Here is a 17,794-nt window from a genome sequence, read left to right on the forward strand (position 1 = left end):
GATGGCGACATATACCCTTGAATCTCTGCTCCGCCCCCCGGTAGAACTATTCACCACTGCCGTCTGCTATGTAGCGGCTGCACTCTGCATTGGCGCACCCTGGGCTTTTGCCCTGACACCGCTGTTCGGGATTGTCGCCGCCCTGGGCTTTATCTACCTGGGCACCATTCGGCTCCTGCAGGCGCGGAGGGTCCTACGCTACCAGGCGAATTTACGGCGGCTTCCCCACTACACCATGACCAGCGCTGAAATGCCGATCAGCAACGAGCGCCTGTTCATCGGTCGTGGATTCCGGTGGACACAGAAGCACACGCAACGCCTGGCCGACACCTACCTTCCCCAGTTCGCGGCCTACGTCGAGCCGACGAACCTCTATATGCGTGCGCGCTGGCTGGAAGAACGTCTGGAGTTCGCCCCCTTTCCACTGAAGCTAATCACCAAGGTCACTGGCTGGGACTCCAACTGGAACCCCGCCAGGCCGCTGCCTCCCGTGGGTGGCCTGCCCAGGCTGCATGGAATCGAGCCTGATGAGCAGAACGTTAGCCTACCTCTCGGTGAGCGCGTGGGCCACACATTGGTGCTGGGAACCACACGGGTAGGCAAGACTCGTCTGGCCGAGGTCTTCATCACGCAGGACATTCGCCGAACGCATCGACGCGGGCCGCGAGTCCGTATGGGGCGCCGGAGCCAAACTTCCCATCGCTGGAGCCGGCGCCGGCGTGCAGAGGCACAGGCCGACCACGAGGTTGTGATCGTCTTCGACCCGAAAGGTGATGCGGATCTGCTCAAGCGCATGTACATCGAATGCAAGCGCGCCGGACGCCTCGACGAGTTTTATGTGTTCCACCTGGGCTGGCCGGACATTTCCGCGCGCTACAACGCCATCGGCCGCTTTGGTCGGATCAGCGAGGTCGCCACCCGTATCGCTGGCCAGCTCTCCGGCGAGGGCAACTCTGCTGCGTTCCGGGAGTTCGCCTGGCGATTCGTCAACATCATCGCGCAGTCGTTGGTCGCCCTCGGCCGCCGTCCTGACTACGAACAGATCCGCCGGCACGTCATCAACATCGACGAGCTATTCATCGAATACGCCCAGAAGTATTTCGCAGAACATGATCCGAAGGCCTGGCAAGCCATCGTTGAAGTTGAAGGCAAGATCGATCGGAAGAACCTGTCATTCGCCATGAAGGACCGTCCGCTGCGCGTCGTGGCGATCGACATGTACTTGACCCAGAAACGCATCAACGACTCCGTCATGGATGGCCTGCGAAGTGCCGTGCGCTACGACAAGACCTACTTCGACAAGATCGTCGCATCCCTGCTGCCGCTCTTGGAGAAACTCACCACTGGTCGTATCGCTGAGCTACTCGCGCCCGACTACCTGGATCTCGCTGACCAGCGACCGATTTTCGACTGGATGCAAGTGATTCGGAAACGCGCGGTCGTATACATCGGCCTCGATGCGCTGTCCGACACTGAGGTCGCTGCGGCGGTGGGCAACTCGATGTTCAGCGACCTGGTCTCCGTTGCCGGCCACATTTACAAGCATGGCATCGATGATGGTCTGCCGGGCCATATGGCAGGTGGCAAGGTTCGCATCAACCTCCACGCTGACGAGTTCAACGAACTGATCGGGGACGAGTTCATCCCCATGGTGAACAAAGCAGGCGGCGCGGGCATGCAGGTCACCGCCTACACCCAGACCATGAGCGACATCGAGGCGAAGATTGGCTCAAAAGCCAAGGCCGGCCAGGTGATCGGTAACTTCAACAACCTGTTCATGTTGCGCGTCCGTGAAACCGCAACCGCCGAGCTGCTGACCAACCAGCTGCCCAAGGTGCAGATTTACAACAGCACCCCGGCGAGCAGTGCGAACGACTCGGTCAACGGGAAAACAGCATTCACCTCGAGCTCACATGACCAAGTGCAGTTGGCGAGCGTTCCGATGATTGAGCCCGCCCACGTGGTCGGGCTTCCCAAGGGGCAGGCCTTCGCGCTCATTGAGGGTGGGAACCTCTGGAAGGTCCGCATGCCGCTTCCCGCGAACGACCCCGACGAGGTCATGCCCGGCAATCTGCAGGACCTGGCCGCAGGCATGCGACGTTCGGCGGCGTCCTCAAGCGACTGGTGGGAAGCCCCGGGCTATCAGGAACTGAAATCTGCGTTGCCCGAAGACCTGGTTGAAGATTTCCGTCAGGTGGCCACCGATGACGCAGCTTGAGGTGTAGGCCATGGCAGACGACGTTTCCAAGAAGGCCGAACAGCAGCAGGAGCGACAGGAATCGCTGTTCAGCAAGATCTTCTGGTTCCCGTTCAACTTTATCGGAGTGATGTTCGGCTCGCTGCTCGTCGCCATCTTGGTCGACTGGGTATGCCTGTACTTCTTCTGGCCAGAAGCCGGATGGCGACACGGTCAGCAAATGCTGGTAAGCGAGGTCAGCTGGTTATCCAAAGGCCTGGTCCACAGTGCCATCGTCCAAGAGCCGGGGCGCACTGCGACATGGCTGGTCACCGAAGCTTATGACTGGCTGATCGTGAAGACCGGGATGCTCAGTTGGGTCCAGGGGATGGAGTCGATCGCCCACGCCGGGCCCCGCAACGAATTGGACATGCGCTACTGGGCCGCGCAAAGCGTCACAACGGTCCAGAACTATGTGCTGGCGGCTCTCTTCACCGTTCTGGTGTTTTGCGTCCGTTTGGTTGTATTGCTGATGACCATACCGCTGTTCGCCATGGCGGCACTGACGGGCCTGGTCGACGGCCTAGTGCGCCGAGATTTGCGCAAATTCGGCGCAGGTCGCGAATCCAGCTACCTCTATCACAAGGCCCGCGCAACGATCATGCCGTTGGCTATTTTCCCCTGGACCTTCTACTTGGCACTCCCGATCAGCATCAGTCCCATGCTGGTGCTGCTCCCCTGCGCCGCCCTGCTCGGTGTGTCCGTGAGCATCACGGCCGCGAGCTTCAAGAAGTATTTGTGAGGAAGAGCACGATGCAATGGACCCACGAACAGTCGCCGATCATCCAGTCGGAGGCTCCGAAACTCCTCATCCAGGCCGGCGCCGGCAGTGGAAAGACCACCACGCTGGTGGGATACGCTCAACATCACTCCCGACTGCGGATTCTCTATCTCTGCTACAACAAGTCGGTGGAGATCGCCGCACGGGGACGCTTCCCGCGCAACGTGGTGAACAAAACCGCACACGGCCTGGCATACGCCGTCTATGGCACACAGTTCAGCCATAAGCAGACCAACAACTTGCGGCTGACCGACATCGCCCGTGCGATCGATACGCAGGACTGGGAGTTGGTCAGAGACGTGCTGACCACCCTCAACAACTACATGGCCAGCGCCGACGATCTTATCGAACGCTGCCACTTTCCGCGGTTCCGTGACCGGCCGATGCTTACCTCCGCCCAGGAGCGCTACCTGAAGCAAGCGCTCGTAGCAGCGATGGGCATCTGGAAGCGAATGACTGACCTGCAGGACACAGCGGTGCAGATCACGCATGACGGTTACCTGAAGCTGTACCAGCTGAGCAAACCCGATCTGAGCCAGCGCTTCGACTGTGTTCTGCTCGATGAGGGGCAGGACGTAAACCCTGTGATCGCAGACATCGTGCGCATACAGAGCATTCGCAAGGTGGCAGTGGGTGATCGTCATCAGCAGATCTATCGCTTTCGAGGCGCGGAAGATGCTCTCAACGCCAGCTGGATGTCCGGGGCTGAGAAGCACTACCTGACCCAGAGCTTCAGGTTTGGGCCGGCAGTCGCCCATGTCGCCAACATCATCCTGTCCTACAAGGGAGAAACCAGGAAGCTGCAGGGACTGGGCGAGAAGACGTTGGTGAAGAAAGCGCTGCCGGCTGGACTGCCGCACAGGACGTACATTCATCGAACCGTCATTGGGGTGATTGAAAACGCTCTGTGCCTGGTCACCGAGAAGCCCAAGATCTACTGGGTTGGCGGCATCGACAGCTACTCAGTGCGCGATCTCGAGGACCTGTTCTATTTCAGTCGACAGCAGCGCGACCTGGTCCAGAACAAAAAACTGCTCCGTGACTACCGGGACTATGCCCAGTACGTAGAAATCGCCGAGGTGAGCCAGGACAGCGAGATGATCCGCTCGATCAAGATCATCAACATGTATCCGGACCTGCCCCAGCGAATCTTGGCTCTACGCTCATGCACGGTGGATAAGGAGCTTGACGCAACTATTACGTTGACCTCTGCCCACAAGTCGAAAGGCCTGGAGTGGGATTTTGTCGGGCTCTTCGACGACTTCACGTCAGACCCGCTCTCACCGGATATCGATCCAGGCCGACGAGATGATGAGCTGAACCTTCTGTATGTGGCCGTCACCCGAGCGATGAAGATCTTGGCGATCAACAGTCTGGTGCTGTCCATTATGGAACGCTACGTCGACGCGCTCACCCCCGGGGCCCGTCAAGCGCGCGGCTGATTAAGTAAAGGAGGAACCATGAGCAAGAAATTCGAACACCGCGCTGAGTTTGTCGCTATCCCATTCAAGAACACGACTAGCGGCGCATGGATCTTCAAGAGCACGGAGGAGACGTTGGAACCCGATGTTGTGTCTCTCTTGTCCGAAGACGAGCCGCTGCAGACGAAGATGCTCGAGCTCGGCGCCGATGGCTGGGAACTCGTCAGCACGCAGCCAGTGTGCCGAGGGGAGATCAAGGTGGGCAATCAAAATGCCCAGGCCTGGTCCTACGGATTTCCCATGCCGGTCGGATATCTACTCTTTTTCAAGCGCGAGGCCAGGAACATCGAGTTACCAGCCTGACCCATCCGTTGCCTAGCCTTCATGATCGTAACCAGGGAGAAGGGCCAACATGGCATTGGCTCTTCTGACCATCTCGATCAACTCCGACGAGCTAACTGCCCGACTGTGCTGCAACAGCTCAGCGGCCAGGACCGCTTTATCGTAGCAACCCTCATCTCGGAAACGCACATCGAGAAAGTCCGAGACCCAAGTATCAAACGCCGGCGAATAAGTTTTTTGCTGCGGCATACGAGTCCCCACAGATCAGTATTCCAGTACACCAACTCCCTGGCTTGACTCCGGCTCATCGTAATCGATGCAGTGGGCTCAGGCCGAACTGGGCTGATCAGCTGCCTTATCGAGACAGGTTAATTGTACGGTTTCAAAGCCTGATTGGCCTCGAGAAAAAATTCTACGGCCCCCAGATAAGTATTTCTTGAGGCGTCCCCCACCTGGTCTCGGCATTCTGACATCCACAGTCAGTCGTCCCAGAGCCCAGCCGTGAACAAGCCATCCCTCCTCCTTGTATCTCCTCGCCGAATCCTGCTTGGCGCGCTGATCAGCGTCAGCGGCGGCTTCTCACTAATACCCAGCGCTCAGGCGGCCGGTGCATCAGAACAGGCCAACATCGAGGTGATGATCCGCCAACTGAACGCGCTGGAGGACTCAGCTCGCCGCAGCGCCACGATCGCCAGCGAACCTGGCCAGCGCTACTACTTCGACTATGAACGTCTGGCCGGCGATATCCAGCGCGTTCGCCAGGGCCTGCAAGAGTACCTGACCCCAAGTCGCGCACAGCCACGGGATCCGGCAGAGCTGGCGGGAAAATACACCCTCACCGGCGGGCGGATGCCATGAGCATGAGCGGCACTCAAGTCGCAGCTTTCAACGCTGCCAGCGGCATCACCCCGCAGGCCAGCACCGTGCTGTTCGTAGGCACCGTCATCGCACTGTCGACCCTTTGGGGTGCCTGGGCGCTGTACAGCATCTACCGGGGCTGGGCGACCCAGAACATCGACAGAAACATTGCAGCCGCGTCGACCGTCAAGGTCATCGTCCTCCTGCTGATCCTCTCCACACTCGTTCTCAGCTAGCCAAGGAGCTAACCGATGTCTATCCGCACCATCACCAAGTCACTCACCGGCGCCGCCGCAATGATCATTGGTCTGCACCCAGTCATTGCCGCTGCCGCCTTGCCAGGAGCACAAGCCCCCACACGCGGCGAGGGAACGAGCTGGCTGCAAACCATCCAGAACTATGGTTACGACGGTTTCATGCTTATCGGGCTGTTTCTGCTCGGAGGCATGATGGTGGGGGTCGCCTCCCATGCCTACGGCGTTTACCACGATATCCATGAGGGCAAGAAAAAGTGGCGAGACCTGGGGCTCACCGCCGTTGTCGGGATCTGTCTGATCGGCGTTGGCATCTTCATGGTCACCAAAGCTACCGGCGTCCTCTAACTGGTGATGCGACATGGCTGAGACCACTTACCTGAAGGATGGAACGCTCGACTTCCTCCCCCACAACCTGAATAGGCAGCCCATCGTCATGGGCGGCCTCACTGCTGATGAAATGTGGGGAACGGTCGGTGTTTGTGGGGGGGTCGGAGTGATTCTGGGCATCCCTGTGTCGTTCTTGTTCGGCAACCCAGCTCTTTTCATCGCTTGCGCTCTTGTAGGTGGAGCTCTGGGCTTGACCGTGGCAAGCCGAATCCTCCGGAAGATGAAGCGCGGCCGGCCGGACACATGGTTTTACCGCCAGCTCCAGTTCTATAAGGCTCAACACCTCCCCTTCCTCGGTGGCCCCCAGTTGGTCACCCGGAAGGGTGCGTGGACATGCCGTCGTACAGGAAAGTAGGGATCTTCATGAGTTTTCGAAAACGAGTGGATGCTCAGCAGGCACACATCCTTAGCTTGCGAATCGCGGTCATTGTGCTGGGCGCAGTCAGTCTTTTTGCGTTCTACGGCTGGCACAAAGCCCCCGAAGACCTGACCGTGCATGTGCCGCCGGACCTCCGCTCCGGCAGCACTCGCAAATGGTGGGAAGTGCCGCCAGAGAACGTGTACGCCTTCGGATTCTATATCTTCCAGCAGATGCAGCGCTGGGAGAAGAATGGGGACGACGACTACCAGGACAACATCGAACGCCTGGCCTCCTACGTTACCCCTGGTTGCAAGGAATACTTGAAGAAAGACTACGAGATGCGCCGTAACGCCGGTGAGCTGCGTCGCCGTGAGCGGAACGTCTCAGAAATCCCGGGTCACGGGCTGACCGACCCTGGCGTGCTGCGCGTAGAAGAAATCGGGATCAACGATTGGACAGTCAACCTAGATCTGCTCGCTGACGAGTCGGTGAACGGGGAGCGGGTCAAGCGCGCCATGACCCGCTACCCATTGTCCATTGTCCGTGCCGACGTCAACCCAGAGAAAAATCCATTCGGGTTGATGTGGAACTGCTACGCATCCAACCCACAACGCATCGAGGTTGATCTGCAAGCCACCGGGGTGAAGCCATGAATCTGCGCGCCTGGCTTCTTGCTCTGGGCCTCTTCGCAGTTGCCGATGTGAAAGCGGTAGAGCTACTGCAGTGGGACCGTATCCCCATGGCAATCCCGCTGATTGTCGGGCAAGAGCGCATTGTGTTCGTCGACCAAAACGTGCGCGTTGGGATGCCTCCCCAACTTGTCGGCACGCTGCGCATCCAGAGCACCGGTGGCGCGGTCTACCTCTTGGCCAGCCAAGAAATTCCACCGACTCGGCTCCAACTGCAGAACGTGGCCACCGGCGAGATCATGCTGGTGGATATTGCCGCAACACCGGCGGCAGAGGGCCAAGCCAAGCTCGAGCCCGCCAAGATCGTCGCCGGTGCGGCCGCTTCCACCTACTACGGCGTTACCACCTCCGCACGAACTCCGACGAAGCGATCCGCGACGTCGGAGGAGGAAGAGGATGTTCCGCCGCCCCCCCGCCATGAGACTCCAGCGCCTGTGGCTCTGACCCGCTATGCGGCACAAATGCTGTACGCCCCACTTCGGACCGTTGAGCCTGTCGCCGGCATCAGCCAGGTGCGTGTTGACCGGGCCCTGGATCTGAGCACTTTGTTGCCGGTATTGCCGGTGGAGGCATCAATCCTGGGGGCTTGGCGCCTCGACAACAGCTACGTCACTGCGGTCAAGCTGAGGAACCTGAGCGCCCAGCAGCTGACGATGAATGCCACAGAGCTGATGGGTAATTTCACCACAGCGACATTCCAGCACCAGTACCTTGGGGCTCGCGGAAACGCCAGCGATACCACCACGCTTTACCTGGTCACCCAAGGCAAAGGGCTGAAAGAGGCTCTGCTGCCGTCCTCGGTCAGCCAAATTGATCCGAAAGCAGGAGGGCGCCGTGGGCAGTCTGAAAAGTAATCCACTCCTCAAGTACCTGCTCATTCCGGTGCTGATCGTCGTGCTCATCATCCTGTTCAAGGGCGGGAGTAAAAAAGAAGAGGTGAAGGCTCCTGAAGATGAGCCGATCATCATCGGCGGCGACACCGCACGCAAGTTAGGGGTGGACGGTGATACCCCGGCCGACACTCTCCGCACAGTGGTCGCTGAAAGTCGGGAAGTGAAAGACCAGATCGCGAAAGTGCTGACCGACAACAAAGAACTCAAGGACCAGAACGCAGAGCTCCAGCTCCGGCTCTCGCGCATAGATCAGAATGTCGACAGCAAGCTGAATGATGCGAAGGGTGAGCTGCAAGAGCAGGTTAAAAACCAGAGCCTGGGCCTACTGGACCAATTCCAGCGTCAGTTGGATAACCTGTCGCAGAACCCCAATGCCACTGGACAAGACCTGCCTATCGGGCTTGGCGTACAACCTGGTGACGGCGCAGGGTTCGACAAGGGTGCGAAATCCAATGGCCTCGTGTGGGTGGAGCCGACCGACGCCACTGCCGTGGACGCTAGCGGTAAACCACTTCAGCCCGGCTCCGCCCAGGCGGCTAGCGGTTTCAATTTCCCCACCAGCTTTGGCAACACCCTGGACAAAGGTCAGACCGTTCTCAGCGCGACGGCGCAGAGCGTCGGTGCGGAGGTATCTCCACAGGATACCCGCAAGCAAGTGCGCAAAGCCTATACCTTGCCTCAGAACTCGACGTTGATGGGGTCGGTGGCCATGTCGGCGCTCATTGGTCGCGTACCGATTGATGGAACGGTCAATGATCCCTTCCCCTTCAAGGTCATGATCGGCCCGGACAACCTAACCGCAAACGGCATCGAGCTTCCTGACGTCGTCGGCGCAGTCGCCAGCGGCACCGCCTCGGGCGACTGGACGTTGTCTTGCGTGCGCGGGCAAGTCCGGAGCCTGACCTTCGTGTTCGCCGACGGCACGGTCCGTTCGTTCCCTGCCCCGGCAGAGGAGGCCAACGGCAGCCAGAACAACAACCAGAACAGCAGTAACGGGAACGGTCAACCTGCGATCCAGGGCGGACTCGGCTGGATCAGCGACTCCTACGGGATCCCTTGCATTTCCGGCGAGCGCCGATCCAACGCCAAGGAGTACTTGACCAATCAATCCCTAGTGACGGCCGCAGGCGCCGGCATCGCCAAACTGTTGAAAGCTGATGAGCAAAACAGCTCGACGACCTTCAGCAGTGGCGGAACATCCTTCGGGACCACGGGCTCCTCGGGGAACTCCGCCATGGGCGCCATCCTCACCGGCGGGGTCAGCGACATCCGCTCATGGATGAACAAACTCTACGGCGAAGCATTCGCCGCCGTGTACGTCCAGCCCGGGGCAAAGGTCGCCGTGCATCTGGACCAGCAGCTCGCCATCGACTACGAGATCAAAGGCCGCAAGGTCGATTACAACGCCGGAGCCAACCATGTATCCGCAAACCTGGACTAAGCCCCACCTGCAGGCCGGGGCCTGGCTCGTGCTCGCCCTCATTCTCGGCGGATGTACGACTGACAAAGACGAGCTGCTGCCCCACGGGGAAGCCAACATGATGGACGTCTGGCAACACGGCACGTCTGGCGGGAGCTCTGGCAGCTCCAACAGCAGAATGCTACTGGATGCTCGCCAAGAGCTTCGTCGGCCGCTCGATGAGGCGCAGGTGGTTCGCCAACAGACAGGTGCTGACGCCTTCACTCGCACACCCCAGAACGAGACTTACAGCCAGTTCAAGCGCCTGCCGAATCCTGACCTGGTGATGTACGTGTTCCCGCACCTGGCTGGAACGGACCCGGTACCGGTCCCGGGCTACACCACGGTGTTCCCAATGTATCAACGGGTGCAGTACGCCATGCCAGGCGAGCGGACGGAGGAATACTGATGCAGATAATCAGCAAATGGCTGGGCAAAGCCCCTGTAACGCCGATCGAGCCCGTGCTTGGCCAGACAACTGCCGGGCACGAGCCAGTCGACGACTTTCCCGCAACGGCCAGTACGACCTTCAGCGAAGAGGACCGCCAGGCTGCGACTGACCGGTACATCACCCGCCTGGAGTCCATGGGCATCCCGTCCCCCATCGACTGGCAGAACCCCAAACGTCGCCCGGCGACAAAAGCGGACGTGTCGAGGATGTACGAGGTCAACCCGTCGTTCGTGGACATGCTGCCATGGGCAGAATACCTGCCCGAGGAGGAAGCCATGCTCCTCGAGGATGGCATCTCCAGGGCCGCGTTCTTCGAGCTTGTCCCGATCGGCACCGAGGGGCGATCCGACAGTTGGCTTCAACAAGCCCGAGATGCGTTGCAGGGTGTCCTGCAGGACAGCTTCGACGAGCTGGAAAGCTCCCACTGGGTAGTCCAGCTCTACGCCCAGGACGAAACAGACTGGGGTGACTACCTGCAAAGACTCAAGGCCTACGTCCAGCCGCGGGCTGAGAACACGGATTTCACTAAGTTGTACCTCGCGCTGTTCCGCCACCACCTCGAATCCATCTCCAAGCCGGGTGGGTTGTTCGTCGACACCGCAGTCAGCAATCTCCCGTGGCGTGGACAGACCCGGAAAGTCCGCCTGGTGGTGTACCGCCGGGTAAAGAAACAGGACCTCGTGGTTCGCGGACAGGATCCAGCCGCCTACCTCAAGTCAATCTGCGATCGTCTTAAAGGATCCCTGGCCAACGCCGGCGTTACAACCAAACGTATGGATGGCCACGCAGTCAAGCGCTGGCTCGTGGGCTGGTTCAACCCACACCCTGATCACCTGGGCTCGACTGATCGCGATATCCGTCGATTTTACGACACAGTTTGCCAACCACCCCGCGAGCTCGATGAGGGTGAGCTTCCAGTGGCAAGCGGTACCGACTTTTCGGAGAACTTGTTCTACCGAGAGCCGCGTTCGGATGTCGACAGCGGCCTTTGGTCATTCGACGGCATGCCACACCGAGTTGTGATACTCGATCGCCTGAAAAATGCTCCCCTCACCGGGCACCTGACCGGTGAGACCAAGCAGGCAGATTCCTTGAACTCGCTATTCGACCGTCTGCCTGAGGATACCGTGCTGTGCATCACCATGGTCCCGACGCCACAGGATCTGCTGGAAGGGCATCTTGAACAACTCTCCAGGAAGGCCATCGGCGACACCCAGGCGTCCAGCCACACCCGGGATGACGTTCAAACGGCACGCTCCATCCTCGGCCGCAAGCACAAGCTCTACAGGGGCAGTGTTGCTTTCTTCCTCCGAGGTCAGAATAAAGCTGTGCTCGAGGAGCGCACGACCAGCTTGTGCAACGTCCTCCTCGGCGCCGGCATGCAGCCAGTCCAGCCACAGGACGAGGTAGCTCCTCTGAACAGCTACCTGCGGTGGTTACCGTGCAATTTCGATCCGAATGAAAACCGTGCCTTGGATTGGTACACCCAGCTGATGTTTACCCAGCACATCGCGAACCTGGCCCCAGTATGGGGGCGCTCCACTGGAACAGGTAACCCCGGCTTTACGCTATCCAACAGGGGTGGGGCAACGCTGACCTTCGACCCATTGAACAAGCTTGATCGCCAGATGAACGCCCACTTGTTCTTGTTTGGGCCCACCGGTGCGGGTAAGTCTGCGACAGCCAACTACCTGATCATGCAAGCCATTGCACTTTATCGCCCAAGGTTCTTCATCATCGAGGCTGGCAACAGCTTCGGTCTGCTAGGTGATTTCGCCAAGCGGCTCGGCCTGACCGTAAACCGAGTGCGGCTCGCGCCCGGCAGCGGCGTTAGCCTCGCCCCGTTCGTCGACGCGGTGCAACTCGTCAAAAACAAGGACCAGGTCAAGGTTCTGAATGCGGCGGACGTGGATGCTTCGGACCAACACTTGGCCGATGCCCTGGCGGGGATGGAGGACGAGCAGCGGGATATCTTGGGCGAGCTGGAGATCACTGCCCGATTGATGATCACAGGCGGCGAGTCCAAGGAAGATGCTCGCCTCACTCGGGCTGACCGCAGCGCCATCCGCCAGTGCATCCTCAACGCGGCTGAACTGTGTGTCAGCGAGAGCCGTCCAGTGCTCACTGAAGACATCAGCGCAGCGCTGCAAGCGATGGCCAGCGACGACAAACTCCCTGAAAGCCGGCGCAACCGATTCATGGAGATGGCCGAGGCCATGGGGATGTTCACCATGGGTACAGAAGCCGAGATGTTCAACCGTCCTGGTACCGCCTGGCCGGAAGCTGACATCACGATCGTTGACCTGGCTACCTACGCGCGTGAGGGTTATCAGGCCCAGATGGCCATCGCCTACATCTCACTGCTGAACACCATCAACAACATTGCGGAGCGGGACCAGTTCAAAGGTCGACCACTTATTGCCTTCACCGACGAAGGCCACATCCCATTGAAAGTTCCATTGCTCTCCCCGTACTCGGTGAAGATCACCAAGATGTGGCGAAAATTGGGTGCCTGGTACTGGATGGCAACCCAGAACGTCGACGACATCCCCCCAGAAGCATCCGCGCTGCTCAACATGATCGAGTGGTGGATCTGCTTGAACATGCCGCCCGACGAGGTGGAGAAGATCGCGCGCTTCCGTGAGCTCACGCCGGCACAGAAGACGATGATGCTCTCGGCAAGGAAGGAGAACGGCAAGTTCACCGAGGGCATCGTCCTGGCCAAGCGGATCGAGATGCTGTTCCGGGTAGTGCCGCCCAGCTTATGCCTCGCCTTGGCCATGACCGAGCCAGAAGAAAAGCGGCAACGTTATGAAACCATGCAAGCGCTCGGCTGCGATGAATTACATGCCGCGCTGCAGGTGGCCGCAGACCTGGACCGTAAACGCGGTATCACCCCCTTCCCCATCACCTTTCCCGAACAAAAGAAGGCCGTGGAGCGCGTGGCATGAGAGTCATGAATACCCTGACCCAGAACATCATTGATAACCTGACCCAGCTGCTCAAAGACCCCGGGCACGACACACTCCAGTCGCTGTCGGTTTGCGCACCAGTGCTCATTGACGAGCTGCAACAGATCAAAAATAACGCCCTCGATCGTCGCGACATCATTCCCCTGGTTCAGTGCGTGTTGGATGAGTGGCTGAAGCAGCATCCTCAACCGGACGGGGCAATCCAGGATCTCCAAATCGCCCTGGAGAAACTCGGCCAACCTGAAGCTCATCCTGGTAAGTCGGAGGGTGCGAATGTTTGATCTCAGGATTTTTTCCGTGTTCATCATCATGGCGATCGCGGGCGCAGGCGTTATATGGAAATTTGCAGCGACTCCAAATGCCCGAAGCCCTGATGAAACGTGGTATTTCGGCCCCGCGAATGCCAGGTGGGTGATCACTGAGTATGCAGACCTCGAATGCCCTTATTGCAGGGCATACACCCCGCAACTGAAGCACTGGGTGAGCGGGCAAGAGAATGTCAAGCTCGCGTGGCACCATTTTCCCCTCGATATCCATGGAGTTGCCGCACAATCGGAGGCGCGACTCGTTCAATGCGCAGGCTACTTAGGCGGGGCGGCGGTATTCTGGCAGGCGATCGAACTGGTTCTGCTGCGCACACGGGGTGATGGACAAGGACTCGCTGAGGAACTGGAGGTGCCCGGCGTGTCCACCGAGGCCCTTTCCAGTTGCGCTAGAGCAAGCATGGACATCCGTGGAGTTGTTGAGGGACAGATTGCTGTGGCCAAGAGCCGCGGCATTGGCGCTACCCCTACGATCGAGGTCACCGACAGTTTGACGGGGCATAGCATGCGTCTGGAGGGCCCTGTGGACAGCGCCGCGCTGTTGTCGGTCATCGATGCCCTCGCCGCCCAGGCCCCACTGCGCAAGGACTAGTCCAGGTAATGTTCAAACTCACGGTATTGCGCAACGACAACAATGAAGAAGAAAGCAACCTGCCAAGCAGGTTCTTTCCCAGCGCAGGCTCTGGCCATGGATGGTTTCAGCTTGAGCCGGCTGGGGCTGGGGAAGAGTCACCCTCACACTCTGAGCTAAGCTGGGCTCTCCAGGAGTGGAATGACGACTGCGTACTCATGGAGTACGACGCTGCTACAGGCAAAGGACGCTTCGTGATCGTCGACTGGTATGCGCCGGCGCCGGGGACAGTGCTCGAGCTAAACCTGCAGCGCGACAGGTCCTCACCGAGCGATCGACAACAACTCACTCAAGCTCTCGGCGATCAAGAGGACCTCGAGGAGGTGTGACGGTCAGGGTGAAACTCCCGGTGAGGCCTTGTCGCAACTCCTGGGGCATCCAGTAGGCAAACTGGACTAGCCACGCGCCATCCTTCAGCCGATGGGTTTCCTGGCGAAACTCTTCAACCGATGGTTCATCTATGCCGAGAATGGTCGCTATTTCTGGGTTGGTGGGTATGCATTGAACTGACACCAACCGTCTATCGGTCGGACAGCTTGCCCGTTGTCATCCAGGAATAAGCGCGCTGAAGCGCCCATGACATTGCCGTAGTCATCGTCTGATCTTTGCAGTCCAAATAGCCCTCCTCGAGCAGCAACTCACCATCTTGGGCATAAATCCCGAGAAACAGCTGAGTCTGGTTCGCCTTTGAGACCCGTACCTGGATGTTAATGAGGGAGCCATCCGCCATCCTCTCATCGAAGTTTCTGAAGTGCAGATCTGGATCTGCCCACTCCCAGAAAATTTGACCTCTGTTGCGCATGTCCCGTCCCAGGGTAAGTGACAATCCAGGCAGTATGAGCCATATCCACAACCCTGCCACGGCAAAAGCGCTCCGTCTGTTCCACCCGACCTAACTCCCCAATAAATCCAAGCACCCTCGGATATCTATTTCCTACTGCGCCTGGTGGGCCGATCCGTTTTCCTGTATCGGTCCCCAATTCAGGTGCAGTCCCATGTTCAATCCCCCCCCGCCCTCATGGCGAGCAGTCCCCTTGCTCGTTGTCGCGTTGGCCACCGGCACCGCCCATGCCGAGATCTGGGCCATAACAGACTCAGCGCACCCACTGACCTACGTACCAGCAGATGTGCGTGTCATCAAGCTCGATGACCAACAGCGCATCGAAGAGCAGTTGTCCCGAGAGCTGCCACCTAACCCTCACCAGGCCGCTCTCGCCGCACGACGGCTGATGAGCACTCCGGCAGGTGCCGCACTGATGCAACAGCTGGCCACCGCCCAGCAGGGAAATGCTGATGCCTGGAGTGTCGGTGTTTCGAAGGTGCCGGCGGTGGTCGTCGATCGCCGGTATGTGGTGTACGGCCAACCCGACGTGGCAGCAGCCATGCAGACCATCAACCGTGCAAGGGGGCAATGATGGGACGAATCTCCAGACTCACCCTGACCGGTCTTCTTACAGCATCACTCCCGTTCTCAGCATCAGCGGCCATCAGTTCGGCGGCGATTATCGCCTCCACCAGTTCGCCTACCTGCCTTGAGTACAAAGTGGTCGGCATCTGCTACTGGCTGCTCTGCACCCCTGTTGGCTGCACGGTCAAAACCTCCACCAAAGTCCGGCATTACATCCCGGACGCGGTGGTATCTGCCTACGCCAATACCGGGGAAAACCCTTGGACAGAGGTGAGCCCCATGGGGGCGCCGAATGCGGCAGCGCAAGCCGGTAATGATGGAACAACCAACCACAACGCCGAGAACAACATCGCCAAGTTCAAGGAGGCAGACGTTATTGGCCATCCTGGAGCTGCGGTGTTCAGCCGGTTCGCCAGTTCCTTTGGCTATTCCTGCCACGGCGCGACCACGCCCTACGTTCCATACATGCTCAGCACGCTGGACACCCTTGCATGGCGGTACGGAGTACCCGAGTCCGTTTACCCGGAGGCCCTGATTCCGGGCATGCGTGAAGTCGGCGGCCTTCTATCGGCAGACATGTGGGGAAGCGTTTACCCACGCAGCGGCTTTATCCACCAAGTCGACGATTTTAAAGCCGGTGCTGTCATCGCCCAGCGCGCCGGCGACGTCACCACCCGTGTCGGTCAACCCCACGTGTACATGCCAATGCGCGGTCTTGCAGAACCAGGCTACTGGCCTGCCGGCGAGCTGAAAGAAGGCGATGCCAGCACAGGAAAGTGGCAGCAACTCACGCCAACCATGAGCCCCACCTGCGCCGTATTCCCCTCCCCCGGCCCTAATGCCGACGCTGTCGACGAAGCCTATGCGTGGGCCCTGTGGCGGCCCTACTCATGCTGCCAGCGCAAGGGCCAAACCTTCCTGGGAAGCACTGACTTCCAATGAGATATGACTGGAGAGCTCAATGAATAAATTATCCATGGCGATCATTCTCGCAGCTGGCATGACCAGCACCTGGTGCATGGCCGAGGCCGCCGACCCGATCAAGGTCGAATCCCAGGGCAGCGTGATCGGAGACGACGTGCTCTACAGCATCGGTGGTGGCAGTGCTGTCCAGATGGGCAGCGCTGGCCAGATGGAGAGCATCACCGTCGGTGCTGGCTGGCAGAACAACCTGGTCTGCGGAAACATGGACCTCAGCAACACGCTGCAGAACCAGCTGAACGGCGCAACGCAGGGTTTCCAACAGATCATGGGCAGCGTCATCCAGAACGCGACCGGCGCAGTCACGTCACTGCCGGCGCTGATCCTGCAGCGGGCCAATCCCGCCCTTTATAACCTGCTGACGAACGGAATCCTGCAGGCGCGCCTCGACTACGACCGATCGAAGGGAACCTGCAGGGCGATGGCCGAACGAATGGCCGACATCGCGGGTGGTCAGATGGGGTGGGGCAAGGTTGCAGAGGGGCAAAAGATGGGGCAAGCCCTGGCATCCAGCAACGACGCCGTAGCAGTGGTCGACAAGGTCGAGGAAGCGCCTGGAACCAACGGCGTGACCTGGGTAGGCGGAAAGCAGGCCGGCGGCAACGGTCAGCAGCCTATCAAAGTGGTCGGGGACGTCGCGAAGGCAGGCTATAACCTTCTCAATAACCGCGCAGCTCAGGACACCTCGAGCATTCCGCAGGCCAGCTGCTCCAATGGACTGGTGTGCGGCAGTTGGGAATCTCCGGCCGAAGCCGCCCAGTTCGCAAACCGGGTCCTGGGGGAGCAGCAGATCCAAACCTGTGAAGGCTGCACCACCACCTCGACTCCGGGAGTAGGCCTGACGCCGCTTATCCAGGAAACATACGACAAGAAGCTCGCGGCGCTGCAGGAGCTCTTGAAGCCGGGAACACAGATCACCTCAGAGAAGTTGCGTGAGGCGAGCAGCGATTCCCTCCCCATTACCCGCGGGGTCGTTACTGCCCTTCGTGACGAGCGGGATCAGGCGGTACTGGCCTCCCGCCTGGCATCCGAGGTCGCTCTGGCAGATGTCCTGGAGAAAGGGCTGCAGCTGCAGCGCATGCTGATTACAGGCAGCAAGGAGCCCAACGTGAATGCGAACAAGCTGGCCGTTGAAGCCACACTCGGCCAGGTCGACACGCTTCAGCAACTCATCACCAACCTCAAGACCGAGCTCGACATGCGGCAGCAGCTCGCGAACAACTCTCCGATGAAAATCATCGAGCGCGGCAAGGCACGCTCCGAAAGCTCTCGCTCGATTTACAACGCGGCGCCTGAACAGGATCGCATGATTCAGCTGCAGAAACCTGCCGGCAAGGAGTGATC

The 17,794-nt window shown here is 59.5% G+C and carries 20 protein-coding genes; 19 read left to right on the forward strand and 1 reads right to left on the reverse strand.

Going from position 1 to position 17,794, the window contains the following annotated elements; all coding sequences use genetic code 11:
• The first annotated feature begins 1 nt into the window (after position 1).
• From traD to V0R59_RS21120, 16 genes are all read left to right on the forward strand, one after another.
• Complete coding sequence (gene traD, locus V0R59_RS21045) at positions 2 to 2,218, forward strand: type IV conjugative transfer system coupling protein TraD (RefSeq protein WP_225231593.1); 2,217 nt, start codon at positions 2 to 4, stop codon at positions 2,216 to 2,218.
• A gap of 10 nt (positions 2,219 to 2,228) precedes the next feature.
• A complete protein-coding gene (locus tag V0R59_RS21050) occupies positions 2,229 to 2,978 on the forward strand; it encodes a TIGR03747 family integrating conjugative element membrane protein (RefSeq protein ID WP_330076373.1) in 750 nt (249 codons plus the stop codon).
• 11 nt (positions 2,979 to 2,989) lie between these two features.
• Positions 2,990 to 4,459: a UvrD-helicase domain-containing protein gene (locus tag V0R59_RS21055; protein ID WP_330076374.1), complete on the forward strand. Its 1,470-nt coding sequence runs from the start codon at positions 2,990 to 2,992 to the stop codon at positions 4,457 to 4,459.
• Between the two features lie 18 nt (positions 4,460 to 4,477).
• Positions 4,478 to 4,801: a hypothetical protein gene (locus V0R59_RS21060; RefSeq protein ID WP_330076375.1), complete on the forward strand. Its 324-nt coding sequence runs from the start codon at positions 4,478 to 4,480 to the stop codon at positions 4,799 to 4,801.
• Positions 4,802 to 5,320: 519 nt separating this feature from the next.
• Positions 5,321 to 5,638 (forward strand): integrative conjugative element protein, RAQPRD family, encoded by a 318-nt coding sequence (locus V0R59_RS21065; RefSeq protein WP_028690570.1) that lies wholly within the window; start codon positions 5,321 to 5,323, stop codon positions 5,636 to 5,638.
• 2 nt (positions 5,639 to 5,640) lie between these two features.
• Positions 5,641 to 5,874 carry a TIGR03758 family integrating conjugative element protein gene (locus V0R59_RS21070; protein ID WP_023660746.1) on the forward strand — a complete coding sequence of 78 codons (234 nt, stop codon included), beginning with the start codon at positions 5,641 to 5,643 and terminating at the stop codon, positions 5,872 to 5,874.
• Positions 5,875 to 5,934: 60 nt separating this feature from the next.
• The gene (locus tag V0R59_RS21075; RefSeq protein ID WP_330076415.1) at positions 5,935 to 6,240 is read left to right on the forward strand and encodes a TIGR03745 family integrating conjugative element membrane protein; all 306 of its coding nucleotides are present in this window, start codon (positions 5,935 to 5,937) and stop codon (positions 6,238 to 6,240) included.
• Positions 6,241 to 6,253: 13 nt separating this feature from the next.
• A complete protein-coding gene (locus V0R59_RS21080) occupies positions 6,254 to 6,637 on the forward strand; it encodes a TIGR03750 family conjugal transfer protein (RefSeq protein ID WP_023660748.1) in 384 nt (127 codons plus the stop codon).
• Positions 6,638 to 6,645: 8 nt separating this feature from the next.
• Positions 6,646 to 7,296, forward strand: coding sequence for a PFL_4703 family integrating conjugative element protein (locus V0R59_RS21085; protein ID WP_023660749.1), 651 nt, complete (start codon positions 6,646 to 6,648; stop codon positions 7,294 to 7,296).
• Positions 7,293 to 8,186: a TIGR03749 family integrating conjugative element protein gene (locus V0R59_RS21090; RefSeq protein ID WP_330076376.1), complete on the forward strand. Its 894-nt coding sequence runs from the start codon at positions 7,293 to 7,295 to the stop codon at positions 8,184 to 8,186. Before V0R59_RS21085 ends, V0R59_RS21090 begins: the two co-directional genes overlap by 4 nt.
• Entirely contained in the window at positions 8,167 to 9,666 is a 1,500-nt protein-coding gene (locus V0R59_RS21095; RefSeq protein WP_330076377.1) for a TIGR03752 family integrating conjugative element protein, read from the forward strand. Before V0R59_RS21090 ends, V0R59_RS21095 begins: the two co-directional genes overlap by 20 nt.
• Positions 9,644 to 10,093 (forward strand): TIGR03751 family conjugal transfer lipoprotein, encoded by a 450-nt coding sequence (locus tag V0R59_RS21100; protein ID WP_330076378.1) that lies wholly within the window; start codon positions 9,644 to 9,646, stop codon positions 10,091 to 10,093. Before V0R59_RS21095 ends, V0R59_RS21100 begins: the two co-directional genes overlap by 23 nt.
• On the forward strand, positions 10,093 to 13,086 hold the full coding sequence (locus V0R59_RS21105; protein WP_375547397.1) for a conjugative transfer ATPase: 2,994 nt from the start codon (positions 10,093 to 10,095) through the stop codon (positions 13,084 to 13,086). Before V0R59_RS21100 ends, V0R59_RS21105 begins: the two co-directional genes overlap by 1 nt.
• Positions 13,083 to 13,388, forward strand: coding sequence for a hypothetical protein (locus tag V0R59_RS21110; protein ID WP_330076379.1), 306 nt, complete (start codon positions 13,083 to 13,085; stop codon positions 13,386 to 13,388). Before V0R59_RS21105 ends, V0R59_RS21110 begins: the two co-directional genes overlap by 4 nt.
• Complete coding sequence (locus tag V0R59_RS21115) at positions 13,381 to 14,022, forward strand: DsbA family protein (protein WP_330076380.1); 642 nt, start codon at positions 13,381 to 13,383, stop codon at positions 14,020 to 14,022. The genes V0R59_RS21110 and V0R59_RS21115 overlap by 8 nt, the downstream gene beginning before the upstream one ends.
• An 8-nt stretch (positions 14,023 to 14,030) precedes the next feature.
• Complete coding sequence (locus tag V0R59_RS21120; RefSeq protein ID WP_330076381.1) at positions 14,031 to 14,390, forward strand: hypothetical protein; 360 nt, start codon at positions 14,031 to 14,033, stop codon at positions 14,388 to 14,390.
• A gap of 191 nt (positions 14,391 to 14,581) precedes the next feature.
• Here the strand turns inward: V0R59_RS21120 and V0R59_RS21125 are convergent, their stop codons facing one another.
• Positions 14,582 to 14,863 (reverse strand): hypothetical protein, encoded by a 282-nt coding sequence (locus V0R59_RS21125; protein ID WP_330076382.1) that lies wholly within the window; start codon positions 14,861 to 14,863, stop codon positions 14,582 to 14,584.
• A gap of 193 nt (positions 14,864 to 15,056) precedes the next feature.
• On the opposite strand from V0R59_RS21125, the gene V0R59_RS21130 reads away from it, so the two are divergent.
• From V0R59_RS21130 to V0R59_RS21140, 3 genes are read left to right on the forward strand one after another with little or no spacing between them, the layout of a single operon-like run.
• Positions 15,057 to 15,476, forward strand: a complete 420-nt coding sequence (locus tag V0R59_RS21130) for a TIGR03757 family integrating conjugative element protein (protein WP_330076383.1) — start codon at positions 15,057 to 15,059, stop codon at positions 15,474 to 15,476.
• Entirely contained in the window at positions 15,476 to 16,411 is a 936-nt protein-coding gene (locus V0R59_RS21135; protein ID WP_330076384.1) for a TIGR03756 family integrating conjugative element protein, read from the forward strand. Before V0R59_RS21130 ends, V0R59_RS21135 begins: the two co-directional genes overlap by 1 nt.
• A 19-nt stretch (positions 16,412 to 16,430) precedes the next feature.
• Positions 16,431 to 17,792 carry an integrating conjugative element protein gene (locus V0R59_RS21140; RefSeq protein WP_330076385.1) on the forward strand — a complete coding sequence of 454 codons (1,362 nt, stop codon included), beginning with the start codon at positions 16,431 to 16,433 and terminating at the stop codon, positions 17,790 to 17,792.
• Positions 17,793 to 17,794 lie beyond the last annotated feature (2 nt).

The sequence above is a fragment of the Pseudomonas ulcerans genome (assembly GCF_036324125.1).
GTDB classification, from domain to species: Bacteria; Pseudomonadota; Gammaproteobacteria; order Pseudomonadales; family Pseudomonadaceae; genus Aquipseudomonas; species Aquipseudomonas ulcerans.

What these genes read in the sequence shown, in the direction of transcription:
- traD (WP_225231593.1), top strand. Translation starts at nt 2, where the DNA reads ATGGCGACATATACCCTTGAATCTCTGCTCCGCCCCCCGGTAGAACTA.
- V0R59_RS21050 (WP_330076373.1), top strand. Translation starts at nt 2,229, where the DNA reads ATGGCAGACGACGTTTCCAAGAAGGCCGAACAGCAGCAGGAGCGACAG.
- V0R59_RS21055 (WP_330076374.1), top strand. Translation starts at nt 2,990, where the DNA reads ATGCAATGGACCCACGAACAGTCGCCGATCATCCAGTCGGAGGCTCCG.
- V0R59_RS21060 (WP_330076375.1), top strand. Translation starts at nt 4,478, where the DNA reads ATGAGCAAGAAATTCGAACACCGCGCTGAGTTTGTCGCTATCCCATTC.
- V0R59_RS21070 (WP_023660746.1), top strand. Translation starts at nt 5,641, where the DNA reads ATGAGCGGCACTCAAGTCGCAGCTTTCAACGCTGCCAGCGGCATCACC.
- V0R59_RS21075 (WP_330076415.1), top strand. Translation starts at nt 5,935, where the DNA reads ATGATCATTGGTCTGCACCCAGTCATTGCCGCTGCCGCCTTGCCAGGA.
- V0R59_RS21080 (WP_023660748.1), top strand. Translation starts at nt 6,254, where the DNA reads ATGGCTGAGACCACTTACCTGAAGGATGGAACGCTCGACTTCCTCCCC.
- V0R59_RS21085 (WP_023660749.1), top strand. Translation starts at nt 6,646, where the DNA reads ATGAGTTTTCGAAAACGAGTGGATGCTCAGCAGGCACACATCCTTAGC.
- V0R59_RS21090 (WP_330076376.1), top strand. Translation starts at nt 7,293, where the DNA reads ATGAATCTGCGCGCCTGGCTTCTTGCTCTGGGCCTCTTCGCAGTTGCC.
- V0R59_RS21100 (WP_330076378.1), top strand. Translation starts at nt 9,644, where the DNA reads ATGTATCCGCAAACCTGGACTAAGCCCCACCTGCAGGCCGGGGCCTGG.
- V0R59_RS21105 (WP_375547397.1), top strand. Translation starts at nt 10,093, where the DNA reads ATGCAGATAATCAGCAAATGGCTGGGCAAAGCCCCTGTAACGCCGATC.
- V0R59_RS21110 (WP_330076379.1), top strand. Translation starts at nt 13,083, where the DNA reads ATGAGAGTCATGAATACCCTGACCCAGAACATCATTGATAACCTGACC.
- V0R59_RS21115 (WP_330076380.1), top strand. Translation starts at nt 13,381, where the DNA reads ATGTTTGATCTCAGGATTTTTTCCGTGTTCATCATCATGGCGATCGCG.
- V0R59_RS21120 (WP_330076381.1), top strand. Translation starts at nt 14,031, where the DNA reads ATGTTCAAACTCACGGTATTGCGCAACGACAACAATGAAGAAGAAAGC.
- V0R59_RS21125 (WP_330076382.1), bottom strand. Translation starts at nt 14,863, where the DNA reads ATGCGCAACAGAGGTCAAATTTTCTGGGAGTGGGCAGATCCAGATCTG.
- V0R59_RS21130 (WP_330076383.1), top strand. Translation starts at nt 15,057, where the DNA reads ATGTTCAATCCCCCCCCGCCCTCATGGCGAGCAGTCCCCTTGCTCGTT.
- V0R59_RS21135 (WP_330076384.1), top strand. Translation starts at nt 15,476, where the DNA reads ATGGGACGAATCTCCAGACTCACCCTGACCGGTCTTCTTACAGCATCA.
- V0R59_RS21140 (WP_330076385.1), top strand. Translation starts at nt 16,431, where the DNA reads ATGAATAAATTATCCATGGCGATCATTCTCGCAGCTGGCATGACCAGC.